Below are 11,462 nucleotides of genomic sequence, written 5' to 3' on the forward strand. Positions count from 1 at the left end.
CCGGAGCAGACCACCCCTACGCCGGGTAGATGGCCACGGCGGCCGCTTTGACCACGAAGTAGACGTCCACCCCGGGGGCCAGCCCGAGGTCTGCCGAGGCGGCGGGGGTGATGTCCGCGGACATCGCCCCGGCCCGGACACGGATCTGGTCTCCATGCGGCTCCAGGTCCGTGACGGTCACACGGAACGAGTTCCGCGGGCTTCCATGGGTCTCGCTGCGGAAGACGGACACGGCAGATGGCGGGAACGCCGCCACGCCTGACTGCCCCGGCGCCAGCGGGTCCTCATGCTGCCCCGCGATTTCCAGCCCCTCAGGGGAACGGATACCCGCTGCGGTGGCTGTTCCCGCCACGAGGTTTAACCCTGCAAGTCCGGCGGCGAAGCTGCTGCGCGGCCGCTGCAAAACCGCCCGGACTGGGCCCTCCTCAGTGATCCGGCCGTCCTCCAGGACAATCACCCGGTCGGCAAGCATGTAGGCGTCCAGGACATCGTGGGTGACAATGATCGCCCTCCGGCCGGCCAGAACCCGCTTGAGCAACCTGCGAAGCAGCGGTGCGGCATGGATATCAAGTGCCGCCATCGGTTCGTCCAGAAGCAAAACGTCCGGATTGGCGGCCAGCGCCCGCGCAACGGCCACGCGCTGGGCCTGCCCGCCGGAAAGCTGCTCCGGGCGCCGGAAGGCAAGGTCTTCGGCGTCGACCTCCGCCAGCCAGTGCATGGCGGTTTCCCGGGCCGCCACTTTGGGGCTCCCCGCGCTCCGGGGTCCGAAGGCGACGTTTTCCAGCGCGCTCAAGTGCGGGAACAGCAGGGGCTCTTGGGCCAGAAGAGCGGTTCCGCGGCGGTGCGGCGCAGTCCAGAGGTTCGCCCCGGGGCGCAGATCGAACAACACCCGCCCATCCACTTCGCCGCGGCCGGTGTCAGGACGGAGCAGCCCGGCAATCACCGCGAGCAACGTGGACTTGCCGGCGCCGTTGGGTCCCAGCACGGCGATCGTCTCCGCAGGCGCGAGGCCCAACGCCACGTCGAAGCCTCGGGCCGCGACGGCGGCCTCGATCCGGACGGTCATGCGGCCACCCGCTCCGGCCGGGCGCCGCTGCGGCCTGCGGCAGCCGGAGGCCGCCGGTAGGACAGCCCGACGACGATCACGGCAACCGCCACGAGCAGCAGAGACAGCGCGACGGCGGCGTCCGCGTCCGTTTCACGCTGCAGGTAGATTTCCAGCGGCAGCGTTCGGGTCACGCCCTGCAGGCTGCCTGCGAAGGTTAGGGTGGCACCGAATTCGCCAAGGCTCCGGGCGAAGGACAGCACGGCACCGGAGGCGAGTCCGGGCAGGACCAGCGGGATCGTGACCCGGCGCAACACCGTAGTCGGGCGCGCTCCGAGAGTCGCGGCGACGGCCTCGTACCGGCTCCCGGCCGACCGCAGGGCTCCCTCGAGGCTGACGACAAGGAACGGCAAGGCCACGAAGGTCTGCGCGAGGACCACCGCCGTCGTCGAAAACGCGATACGGATGCCCGCGATTTCCAGTGACCGCCCCAGCAGGCCCTGCCGTCCGAAGGTGTAGAGCAGGGCGATGCCGCCGACGACCGGCGGGAGAACGAGTGGCAACAACACGAAGGAGCGCAAGAGCCGCTGCCCCGGGAACTCGCCGCGGGCCAGGACGAGGGCCAGCGGAATGCCCAGCACGATGCAGAGGACCGTACTCGCCGCCGAGGTCCGCAGGCTCAGCCCGAGCGCCGTCAAGGACGGTTCGGAGGTGACCAGAGGGATGAACTGCGGCCAGTTCACTTTCGCGACCATGGCCACGAGGGGCAGCAGGACGAACACGGCGCCGGCAGCGGCAACCAGGTAGATCCAGCGCGGGATCCCCTGGTAGCCGCCACCCCTGCCATGCGGCAGAAGCTTCACGGGGGGCCAAACCCGGCGTCGACGAGAACTTTCCTGCCTTCGCTGCCCGTGACCAGCGCCATGAACGCGGCCGCCAGTTCCTTGTTCTTGCTCGAGCCGACTGCGGCGATCGGGTACGTGTTGACGGCCTTGTCCGCTTCGGGGAACGGAATGCCCTTGACCTTGTCCCCGGCTGCCAACACGTCCGTGGCATAGACAAGTCCGGCGTCGGCCTCGCCCGCGGTGACCTTTCCCAGCACATCAGTCACGGATGATTCCTCGCTGACCGGTGACAGGGAGGTCCCCGTGGCTTTTTCCACCGAGGCCGCCGCGGCACCGCAGGGAACCTGGGGTGCGCACGCGACCACCCTGACGCCGGGCCCGGCCAGATCGGCGAAGGACGCGATCGACGCCGGATTGGACGGCGGAACGGCGATCTCCAGGACATTCGTGGCGAAGTTCTTCGCGGGACCGTCGAGCAGTTTGGCGTCGGCAAGTTTGGCCATGTTCTTGGTATCCGCCGACGCGAAGACGTCGGCCGGGGCGCCCTGGGTGATCTGCGTGACCAGGTCCGAGGAGCCGGCGAAGCTCAGCACCACTTTCGTCCCCGGGTGCGACGCCTCGAACTGGCCGGCAAGGGACGTGAACGTCGACTTCAAGGAGGCCGCGGCGAACACCGTGAAGGTGCCGGAGATCGCGGCGTCCCCGGCCCCGGGGCTTGAGGTTCCGGACCCGCCTCCGGCCCCCGGCGCGCAGGCAGCAAGGCCCGCTGCCAGCATCGCCGTGACGACCAGCGCGGCAGGTTTTCGCGCCATGGTCATACGAGGCTCTTTCCCTTAGGCGTTTCGATGATGACGGTGGTGGCCTTAACGACGGCGGTGGCCACGGACCCGAGCTCGAGTCCGAGGTCGCGCACCGCCTCGCTGCTCATCAGCGACACTACGCGGAAGGGCCCGCACTGCAGTTCGACCTGCGCCATCACCGTGTCCGCCGTGATCGCAGTGACGAGACCGACGAAGCGGTTTCGCGCCGAGCTCCCCACTTTCGCTGGGTCGTCCGGGAGCTGGGCCTGTTCGCGGGCGAGCTGCGCGAGCTCCAGCCCGTCCACGGCCAGCCGGCCGGAGTCGTCCTTGAGCGGCGCCAGGCTTCCGTTCTCGATCCAGCGCCGGACGGTGTCGTCACTGACGCCGAGAAACCGTGCCGCTTCGGATACGCGAATAAGGGTCATAGCACCACTCTAGTCCTCATTTGCGGATATACAGACGGCAAACGGTCCGCAAAAACGCAAGCCCGGCGGGCGCCCCAAGTCTGCAACGCCGCCCTGAAGTCCGCCCTCGCGTCCCGCCGCACAGGGTGGCCGAGCGTCCGGGTTTAGACTGCCTTCATGGCCGTTTTCGTCGATCCGCCGCTCTGGCCTGCCCACGGGACCCAGTTCTCGCACCTGATTTCAGACACCTCACTCGAGGAACTGCACGCCTTCGCCAGAGCTGCCGGCATCTCCGAGCGGGCGTTCGACGGCGACCACTACGACGTCGCCGAGGCCAGGTACGGGGCACTCGTGGCGGCCGGGGCCGTCCCGGTGGAGGGCAGGGTCCTCGTCCGGACGCTGATCGGCAGCGGGCTGCGGATCCCCGCGCGGCGGCGCGGAAAATCCCTCAAGCTGCCGCTGCTGAACCGCTGGAACGAGGCGCTCCCGGGCCATGATGCCCTCTTCCTGGACCTGTTGGACCGGTGGGGTGAGGAGCACAGGACGTACCACGGACGCACTCACCTGCTCGCGGTCCTGGAAGCACTGGACCTGCTCACGCACCCTGCCAGCCCTCCCCGCGCCGTGCTGCTGGCGGCTTGGTTCCATGATGCCGTGTACCGCGGCATTGCCGGGCAGGATGAGGAGGAATCGGCCCGGCTCGCCGAGGACCGGCTCCGGCACACCGGACTGCCGGCTGCCGAAGCCGGCGAGGTGGCCCGCCTGGTCCGGCTGACAGCCGAGCACCGACCGGAACCCGGCGACGGCCACGGCGCCCTGCTCAGCGACGCAGACCTGTCCGTTCTCGGCAGCGGGCCCGAAGCCTACGGCCGGTACCTGGCCGCCGTCCGGCAGGACTTCGCGCACATCGGCGACGCCGACTTCGCCGCCGGGCGCGCCGCCGTCGTCCGCCGGCTCCTGGAGTTCGAGCCGCTCTTCCACACCAACCGTGCGCGGGGGCTCTGGCTGGACGCGGCCCGCCGGAATCTGCAGGGCGAACTCAGGTAAACGGGACCCTGCCTGCCACCTGCGGGCAGGGGAGCTCAGGCCGCGACACTAAGGTGATCCGCCAGACGGTCAAACGACTCGCCCCAGCCGGCCCCGTTGCGGTCGCGGCTTTCCACGGACTCGAACGGCCCCTGGGTGAAGGTCATCCTGGTTCCGCCGTCGGTCTCTTCCAGCTCGATTGTCACCTCGGTTTCGAAGCCGCGGGTGCCGTCGGGTTTGTCCCAGGCGTGGGTGAACATGAAGAGGTTGGGCGGCTCGATATCCGTGTGGACGCCGCTCCACCAGTGTTCCTGCCCGGTGCTCTCCTCGATCATGCAGGCCCGGTAGAGGCCGCCGACCTCCAGATCCGCGTCGATGCTCTCGCGCGGGACGTGGAAGCCGTGCGGTCCCCACCACTCCGGCGCCTGCTCAGGGTCGGTCAGTGCGGACCACACGACCCTGATTGGGGCGTTGAACTCGCGGACGATGACCAGCGTAAGGTTGTCGCTGCTGGCTGCCTGTTCAGTCATCGGGATCTTCCTTGGCCTGGGTTCTGTTGGGAAAGTCGCGGGGCGGGTGACCGCCGGGCCCGCATCAGTGCCGCAGTGCCTAGCGCGGGCCCTTCCTGTAGGCCACCACGAAAGGCGTGTTGCTGGGGACGATCTGCTTGCCGAGGGGCATCAGGGAGACCGGGATGAGCTTGAGGTTGGCGATCGCCAGCGGGATGCCGATGATCGTGATGGCCATGGCAAAGGCCGTAATCACGTGGCCGATCGCGATCCAGATGCCCGCCACGAGCAACCAGATGACATTGCCCAGCAGGGCGAACAACCCGGTACCGCCAGGCTTGTCCACAACTGCCCGGCCGAAGGGCCAGAGCGCGTACGACGCGATTCGGAACGACGCCAGCCCCCACGGAATCGTGACGACGAGCAGGCAACAGATGACCCCTGCCAGGAAGTATCCGAGCGCCAGCCACAACCCGCCAAAGAGCAGCCAGATGATGTTCAGGAGTGTCTTCATGGCTCCATTCTCCCGCACCCGGCGCCGATCCGGCCCAGGGACAAGGGCCCTGTCCGGACCGGCATGCAGGCGTGATGCGGCCTACGCTTCGGCCTGCTTCACCAAAGCCGCCTCGACGTTGATCTTGACCTTGTCGCTGACCAGCAGCCCACCGGCTTCCAAGGCGGCATTCCAGGTCAGGCCGAATTCCTTGCGGCTGATGTCGGTCTCGGCACTGAACCCGGCACGTGTGGCGCCGAACGGGTCCACCGCGACGCCGGTGAACTCGACTTCCAGCTCCACGGGCTTAGTGACGTCCCGGATCGTGAGGGCCCCGGTCAGCACGTAATCCTCCCCGTCACCCCGGATCCCGGTGGCGCGGAACGTCATTTCGGGATACTTCTCGACGTCGAAGAAGTCGGCACCGCGGACGTGCGCGTCACGATTGGCGTCGCCGGAGTCGAAGCTGGCGGTCCTGACCGTGGCATGCAGGCTAGCGTCCGCGAGCGAGTCCCGCACCCGGGCTTCCGCAGACGCCTCGTTGAACCGGCCGCGGACTTTGCTGATGCCGGCATGGCGGACACTGAAGCCAACTTCGCTGTGGGACATGTCCAGCGTCCAGACGCCAGGGGTCAAACCTTCGGGCAGAGTCACAACGGTCTCCTTCACGCGCGTGGCGGGACGAACCCGCCGGGTCATCGGGGTACTCCCCCACCAAGCATGCTAACGAGGAAGCCCGCACCCGGCTAGGTGCCCGTGCAAGATGCCGATGCCACCTCTGGCCTTCGCATAGTCGCCGGGATAATCTGGCGTATCAGCACCGAGCAAACACTGGACTTTGGAAGGCACTCTGTCTAACCCAAAGATGTGAGGATTCGTGGCCGGATCGGTGAGAAGACGGGGCCGACGGCGCAAGGAGGGTCCGGGCGCCGTCTTGCTGGGCCTCGTCCTGCTGCTGGCCGCTTGCCAGCCCGGGCCGCCGGAACCCCGGCCATCCCCGCCCAGCCCTGGGCCGCCGTCGGGTGCGCCGGTACACTTCACGGCCCAGGGGGACATCGGCGTCAGCACGGGGGCCCGCAAGGTGCTCGACGTCGTTGCCGGCCTCAAGCCCGAGCTGAACCTCGCCCTCGGAGACTTCACCTATGAGGCCGGGATAGAACAGTCGTTCTGCGATATGGTCACCGGCAGCCTGGGCACCGACTTCCCGTACCAGCTCGTGACGGGCAACCACGAGAGCGGGGGCCGCGACGGGGACATCGAGAACTTCGTCCGCTGCCTTCCCAACAGGCTGTCCGGCGTCGACGGTGTCTACGGCACGCAGTGGCGGGTGGACGTCCCGGAAGCCAATCCGGTCGTTCGCTTCATCTTGGTTTCCCGTGGCATCGATTTCCGCGACGGAAAGCCGCTGGACTACTCGAAGGGCAGCGAACGGTGGCGTTGGACCGTCGATGCAATTGACGGGGCCAAGGCTCGACAGATCCCTTGGACAGTCGTCGCGATGCACGTGCCGTGCCTGAGCGTGGGCACCTATGACTGCCTGGCCGGCCGGGAGTTCACCAACATGTTGATCGAGAAGAGGGTCGACCTTGTGCTCTCGGGTCATGACCACGTATATCAGCGGACGCATCAGCTGGGCGTGGGAGGGCAGTGCCCGGAAATAGTTCCCGCCAGCTTCTCCGCGGCGTGCCTGGCGGACACCGACAATGACATGGTGCAGGGCGCCGGGACTGTTTTCGCCACCATCGGGGTGGGCGGCGTGGGACTTTACGACGTGCACAGCGACGACCCGGAAGCCGGCTATTTCGCGACCTGGTCGGGGAAGAACCGAAATCCCACCCTGGGGACCCTGAACGTCACGGCCACTTTGGCCGATCTGGCCGCCCGGTTTGTCCCGGCAGAGGGATACAGTTTCTCCGATTCCTTCACCCTCCACCGAAGGTAGCCGGAGAGCGGCCGGCAACGGCGATTCGCAGGCTTCTCAGGCCAACTCCCACATACCGATCCAGTCCAGGTAGACGTGCCCCTCTGTTGTGGGAAGCGGACACCCGGTCAGGCACGACTCGGTCTGCAGGATGAAGTGCATTGGCGTCGTGGGCGTGGCTGTCGTGCTCGCGCCGAGAGACTTCCCGTCCAGAAAGAACTCAACCCGCCCCGGGGTCCACTCGGTGGTTGCCACGTGCCACGAGGTGAAGTCAATGTTCGACTCCGCCTTATCGAAGGCGTTTGGATCCGTTCCACGGAAATGCGCTGCGCCGTAAATGGGTCCTGCCAGATCGCCTTCGGGGAAGTCGATTTCCCCGTCCCGCGGCCATATTCCGCTGTCCGGCCAGAAGAGCCACGCCGTCTTGAAGCCGGCGAGCGAATCCGCCTTGAAGCGAACTGAGTAGCGGCCGTACAGAAGGCTGTTGGCACGCTTCGGGTTGGCGCTCGCGTTGGGGATCGCCGGCGCCGGCGCAGCGCCCATCGAAATCCCGTTTTCTGAGTGCACATACCAGTCCAGGACGCCATCGTGGACGCTGAGGACTTTAGTCGGATAGTAGCCGGATTTTCCCCCGCTGACTTGCCCGGCCGTGTCCGGTGTGCCGTCCTTGTACCCCGCGCTCCACCGACCGGCGTAGAGAGGGCCAGGGAAACCACCAAGAGGGACGTCGCCGGCGGTGAAGTCCTCTGCAAAAACCTGCTTCCAGCCGGGCAGATCGCCGCTCGGCGTCATGTCGGTGGTTCGGGTCACGGAAGGGGCCTGCCCGGCGGGCGCACGGGCGGCGGCGCTCTCTGTCGAACTGGTCGGCGCACTGGCGGCGGCGCTCTGTGCCGAACTGGTCGGCGCACCGGTGGGGCTGCCCTCGGCTGAGCTGGCGGGTGGCTCCACGGATGAGCCGGGTGCCGGACTCGCAGGTGTCCCCTGGCTCCCGGGGGACACCGGACCGGCCCCGCAGCCGACGAGAACGAGAACGAGTGCAGGAGCCAGCAGGCGGCCGAGAATGTGTCGGAATTTTCGCAGGCGTCGGGTGTTCCATCGGGCGGCGCTGCCTTGAACGGGGGTCCCCATGCGGTCAGTGTTACATGGAGGGAACCTGCTGATCAACCGGTTGCGGGCCTCCACGGACCGGCATTTTTCAGCGGCATCCGACCGGCCTTTGGAAAAGTTGAATCTTCAACTTAACTCAAGGTTAATGCAAGGTGGCGCGGCCAATACTTAACACCTGGGGTATTAACCAAGTTGCCTTCAACTGGTCAGCGACGGGTCTACTTCCCGCCGTGGGGACGGGGACGCTGCAGTTGAGGCGAGCAGACTACGTCATTGAGTGGTGAGGCCAGTGTCCATCCCGAATCTCAAACCGAATGTGCGTCCGCAGACGGCGCCTCCGCCGGCAAATCCGTCCGTCAGTGTGGTGATCCCCACTCTAAACGAGGCTATGAACCTACCCTGGGTGCTTCGCAGGATGCCCTCGTATGTCGACGAAGTGGTGATAGTCGACGGTCGCTCCCTCGACAGCACAGTCGACGTCGCCCGGGCGTTGCGTCTCGACGTCGTGGTTGTCGCCGAGCCGCGTCCGGGCAAAGGCAACGCAGTGCGTGCGGGATTCGCCGCGGCATCCGGCGACATCATCGTCATGCTGGATGGCGACGGCAGCATGGACCCCCAGGAAATCGGCTGGCTGGTGACGCCGCTCCAACATGAATACGACTTCGTCAAGGGATCGCGCTACGTGACAGGCGGCGGCTCGGACGACATTACCTGGCTGCGCAGCACCGGAAATCGCATGCTGACGGGGCTGGCCAACGCGGTCCTTGGCAGCGACTTTTCAGACCTCTGCTACGGCTACATCGCTCTGCGTCGCGAATGCGTTGACATACTGGAGCTCAAGTCAGACGGCTTCGAGATCGAGACGGAACTGATCGTACGGGCCTCCAGGGCCGGCCTGCGAATTGCCGAGGTGCCCAGCCACGAGCTGAACCGCATCTCCGGGCAGTCAAACCTCCACACGTTCCGGGACGGATGGCGCGTGCTGCGGACCCTCGCCCGCGAACGCATCAGTTGGGAGGCGCCCACGGCAGGGGCCCGTCCCGAGACCCTGCGACGGGTGAAATACAAGTACCCCAGTACCGTCTTCCCCCACATCCCCACGGATCCCCAGAGTGTTCTGGGACTGCGGGTGGGTGAGTAGGATGGCCCTGATCCCCATCCTCCCGGCAGTGTCCGTGGTCATCTGCTCCTACTCAGAAGAGCGCTGGGATCTGTTGATGGGTGCCCTGGACTCCGTCCGCGCCCAGACACTGACGCCCAAGCAGACGATCGTCGTCGTTGACTACAACGTAGACCTTTACAAGAGACTCATCTTCACCGTCCCGGATGCAGTGATCGTGGAGAACACAGGCCCAAAGGGTCTCGCCGGCGCCCGCAACACCGGGGTCGGCGTGGCAAATTCGGAGATCGTGGCCTTCCTCGACGACGACGCCGAGGCGGCTCCGGATTGGCTTGAGCGGCTTGCAACCCTTTACGACGACCTGGATGTCCTCGGAGTCGGCGGCCGTGTCGAACCGCTATGGGAGACCGGGCGGCCCGGTCACTTCGCCGAAGAGTTGGACTGGATCGTCGGCTGCACGTATCGGGGCATGCCCAAGGTCGCGGCAGAGGTGCGCAACGTCATTGGGGCCAACATGTCATTCCGTGCTGACGTCATCAATCGGGTCGGGGGTTTCAACACGTCTCTGGGCCGCCAAGGCGCCACCCCCCTCGGTTGCGAAGAGACCGAACTATGCATCCGGGCTGTCCTGGGCTCCCCAGGTTCCAGGGTCGTTTACGAACCGGCAGCCCTCGTGCATCACCACGTTCCTGCAGGGCGGGGCGGCTTGCGGTACATGTTCGCTCGCTCGTGGTCCGAAGGGATTTCGAAGGCTCAGGTCAGCAGGATAGTCGGGCACAAGCGTGCGCTTGGCCCTGAACGGCGCTACGTGCGGCAGATTCTGCCGCGTGCGGTGTTCAGCGGAGTCCGCGGCTGGATCCGGGGCGAGGAGCCGGCTGGCCTTGGCCGGGCAGCGACCATTATCGCTGTGCTCGCGGCCACCGCCAGCGGATACGTGCGCGGCCGCCGCCTACCGGCAGCGCCGGCGCCGCTCCAAGCAAGCCCGGCACCGGACGACCTCTGGCGGGAAGTCCAGTGAAACGAACATACGACCCGCACGGCCGGCAGGTTTCCCCGGCGGCCACCCCGACCACAGAAAGCGTCGATCATGAGCCAGTCTGAACGAGATGTGAAGCAGCCGACCGGAGCGTCAGTCGGCGCCAGCTTTGACGTCCACGGCGTCGTCGGCATCGATGTGGAGGCCGGGACACCCGGCGAGTCGCAACTGCGCGACATGCTGGCACCGTTCCTCGGCGAATCCGGCGCGACCAGGCGGATTACCATCGGCGGAAAGGTTTCGCCTGTTTCCGGTCAATCGCATGCGGAGGATGCCTACCGTTTTACCGGCGACTCCCTTTATATCCCCGCGGACCGGGTCCAGATCATTGAAACGGCCGCCGGATACCGGATCGAAGGCGCCGGCGAGTTGCTGACCTCCGTGATCCCGCTGCTGGACCGGCTCTGCGTCGAGGAAGAGACCGCCATGATCCATGCCGCTGTGGTGGATTTCCGTGGCTCCGGCGTTCTCCTGCCGGCTTGGGGAGGCGTCGGAAAAACCAGCACCGTGGCGAAGCTCGTTGCCATGCGTGACGTCCGCTTCATGGCCGATGACTGGGCGTTCCTGGGCGCCGGCGGCATGCTCATGGGATACGCCAAACCGATGTTCATCAAGCCCCATCACCGGGCCATCTACCCGGACATGTTTCGCGGGACGCGCAAGCCGTTGGCACCAGGATGGCTCACGACCCCGGTCGCCCACCTGGCCACCGCAGTTCACCCGGTCATTGTCCGCTATCCGAAAACTGCGGCATTCACGAGGCGCTGGTCCCCCGAGCACCGGATGGTCCAGCCGGAGCATGTCTTCGGTTCGAACCGCATCTCATCGGCGGCGCCAGCTCAACTTGCCATCTTCCTGGAACGCTATGACGGATCTGACGCCCGGCTGGAAGCCCGAAGCACAGAGTGGATGACGTCCCGCATTGTCGGGAATTTCCATTCTGAGCTGCCCATGGTCTCGCGCCGCCTCGTCGAGGCTCTCGGCGCGACCAGCCTGGTGCCGCTGGAGGAGCACTTCGGGCAAAAGGCTGCCGTGGTGAAGCGGGCGCTGGAAGACGTGCCGTGCTGGTTGCTTCGGCTGCCGGCTTCCTGGTCCGCCGACCAGGCCTCGGACTTCATTGCGAACCTGGTCCGCTCGAAGCTCGACGAGTGAGGGG

Annotated in this window: 13 protein-coding genes; 5 read left to right on the top strand and 8 right to left on the bottom strand. The window is 66.6% G+C overall.

Annotated features, from left to right (window positions below):
- Window positions 1–16: 16 nt before the first annotated feature.
- Genes AC1DCZ_RS12030 through AC1DCZ_RS12045 form a run of 4 tightly spaced genes read right to left on the bottom strand, consistent with a single transcriptional unit; the run spans window position 17 to window position 3,115 of the window.
- A complete protein-coding gene (locus AC1DCZ_RS12030) occupies window positions 17–1,066 on the bottom strand; it encodes a sulfate/molybdate ABC transporter ATP-binding protein (RefSeq protein ID WP_476974784.1) in 1,050 nt (349 codons plus the stop codon).
- Entirely contained in the window at window positions 1,063–1,908 is an 846-nt protein-coding gene (locus AC1DCZ_RS12035) for an ABC transporter permease (RefSeq protein ID WP_476974785.1), read from the bottom strand. Before AC1DCZ_RS12035 ends, AC1DCZ_RS12030 begins: the two co-directional genes overlap by 4 nt.
- On the bottom strand, window positions 1,905–2,708 hold the full coding sequence (modA, locus tag AC1DCZ_RS12040; protein WP_476974786.1) for a molybdate ABC transporter substrate-binding protein: 804 nt from the start codon (window positions 2,706–2,708) through the stop codon (window positions 1,905–1,907). The genes AC1DCZ_RS12035 and modA overlap by 4 nt, the downstream gene beginning before the upstream one ends.
- A complete protein-coding gene (locus AC1DCZ_RS12045; protein WP_476974787.1) occupies window positions 2,705–3,115 on the bottom strand; it encodes a TOBE domain-containing protein in 411 nt (136 codons plus the stop codon). The genes modA and AC1DCZ_RS12045 overlap by 4 nt, the downstream gene beginning before the upstream one ends.
- A 156-nt stretch (window positions 3,116–3,271) precedes the next feature.
- On the opposite strand from AC1DCZ_RS12045, the gene AC1DCZ_RS12050 reads away from it, so the two are divergent.
- Window positions 3,272–4,141, top strand: a complete 870-nt coding sequence (locus AC1DCZ_RS12050; protein WP_476974788.1) for a DUF4031 domain-containing protein — start codon at window positions 3,272–3,274, stop codon at window positions 4,139–4,141.
- A 35-nt stretch (window positions 4,142–4,176) separates the two neighbouring features.
- On the opposite strand, the gene AC1DCZ_RS12055 is transcribed toward AC1DCZ_RS12050, so the two are convergent.
- The 3 genes from AC1DCZ_RS12055 to AC1DCZ_RS12065 form a co-directional block, all read right to left on the bottom strand.
- Complete coding sequence (locus tag AC1DCZ_RS12055) at window positions 4,177–4,650, bottom strand: SRPBCC family protein (RefSeq protein WP_476974789.1); 474 nt, start codon at window positions 4,648–4,650, stop codon at window positions 4,177–4,179.
- Between the two features lie 79 nt (window positions 4,651–4,729).
- The gene (locus AC1DCZ_RS12060; RefSeq protein WP_476974790.1) at window positions 4,730–5,143 is read right to left on the bottom strand and encodes a YccF domain-containing protein; all 414 of its coding nucleotides are present in this window, start codon (window positions 5,141–5,143) and stop codon (window positions 4,730–4,732) included.
- Between the two features lie 81 nt (window positions 5,144–5,224).
- Window positions 5,225–5,776, bottom strand: a complete 552-nt coding sequence (locus AC1DCZ_RS12065; protein ID WP_476974791.1) for a YceI family protein — start codon at window positions 5,774–5,776, stop codon at window positions 5,225–5,227.
- Window positions 5,777–6,011: 235 nt separating this feature from the next.
- On the opposite strand from AC1DCZ_RS12065, the gene AC1DCZ_RS12070 reads away from it, so the two are divergent.
- The gene (locus AC1DCZ_RS12070) at window positions 6,012–7,064 is read left to right on the top strand and encodes a metallophosphoesterase family protein (protein ID WP_476974792.1); all 1,053 of its coding nucleotides are present in this window, start codon (window positions 6,012–6,014) and stop codon (window positions 7,062–7,064) included.
- Between the two features lie 36 nt (window positions 7,065–7,100).
- Here AC1DCZ_RS12070 and AC1DCZ_RS12075 read toward each other — a convergent pair whose 3' ends face one another.
- On the bottom strand, window positions 7,101–7,853 hold the full coding sequence (locus tag AC1DCZ_RS12075; protein ID WP_476974793.1) for a family 16 glycosylhydrolase: 753 nt from the start codon (window positions 7,851–7,853) through the stop codon (window positions 7,101–7,103).
- Between the two features lie 658 nt (window positions 7,854–8,511).
- Here AC1DCZ_RS12075 and AC1DCZ_RS12080 point away from each other — a divergent pair.
- The 3 genes from AC1DCZ_RS12080 (at window position 8,512) to AC1DCZ_RS12090 (ending at window position 11,458) form a co-directional block, all read left to right on the top strand.
- Window positions 8,512–9,291, top strand: a complete 780-nt coding sequence (locus AC1DCZ_RS12080) for a glycosyltransferase family 2 protein (RefSeq protein WP_476974889.1) — start codon at window positions 8,512–8,514, stop codon at window positions 9,289–9,291.
- A 1-nt stretch (window position 9,292) separates the two neighbouring features.
- Entirely contained in the window at window positions 9,293–10,288 is a 996-nt protein-coding gene (locus tag AC1DCZ_RS12085) for a glycosyltransferase family 2 protein (protein ID WP_476974794.1), read from the top strand.
- 69 nt (window positions 10,289–10,357) lie between these two features.
- Window positions 10,358–11,458 carry a hypothetical protein gene (locus AC1DCZ_RS12090; protein ID WP_476974795.1) on the top strand — a complete coding sequence of 367 codons (1,101 nt, stop codon included), beginning with the start codon at window positions 10,358–10,360 and terminating at the stop codon, window positions 11,456–11,458.
- The last annotated feature ends 4 nt before the right edge of the window (window positions 11,459–11,462 follow it).

The organism is Arthrobacter sp. 10N418 (assembly GCF_056394725.1).

What these genes read in the sequence shown, in the direction of transcription:
- AC1DCZ_RS12030 (WP_476974784.1), bottom strand. Translation starts at nt 1,066, where the DNA reads ATGACCGTCCGGATCGAGGCCGCCGTCGCGGCCCGAGGCTTCGACGTG.
- modA (WP_476974786.1), bottom strand. Translation starts at nt 2,708, where the DNA reads ATGACCATGGCGCGAAAACCTGCCGCGCTGGTCGTCACGGCGATGCTG.
- AC1DCZ_RS12045 (WP_476974787.1), bottom strand. Translation starts at nt 3,115, where the DNA reads ATGACCCTTATTCGCGTATCCGAAGCGGCACGGTTTCTCGGCGTCAGT.
- AC1DCZ_RS12050 (WP_476974788.1), top strand. Translation starts at nt 3,272, where the DNA reads ATGGCCGTTTTCGTCGATCCGCCGCTCTGGCCTGCCCACGGGACCCAG.
- AC1DCZ_RS12055 (WP_476974789.1), bottom strand. Translation starts at nt 4,650, where the DNA reads ATGACTGAACAGGCAGCCAGCAGCGACAACCTTACGCTGGTCATCGTC.
- AC1DCZ_RS12060 (WP_476974790.1), bottom strand. Translation starts at nt 5,143, where the DNA reads ATGAAGACACTCCTGAACATCATCTGGCTGCTCTTTGGCGGGTTGTGG.
- AC1DCZ_RS12085 (WP_476974794.1), top strand. Translation starts at nt 9,293, where the DNA reads ATGGCCCTGATCCCCATCCTCCCGGCAGTGTCCGTGGTCATCTGCTCC.
- AC1DCZ_RS12090 (WP_476974795.1), top strand. Translation starts at nt 10,358, where the DNA reads ATGAGCCAGTCTGAACGAGATGTGAAGCAGCCGACCGGAGCGTCAGTC.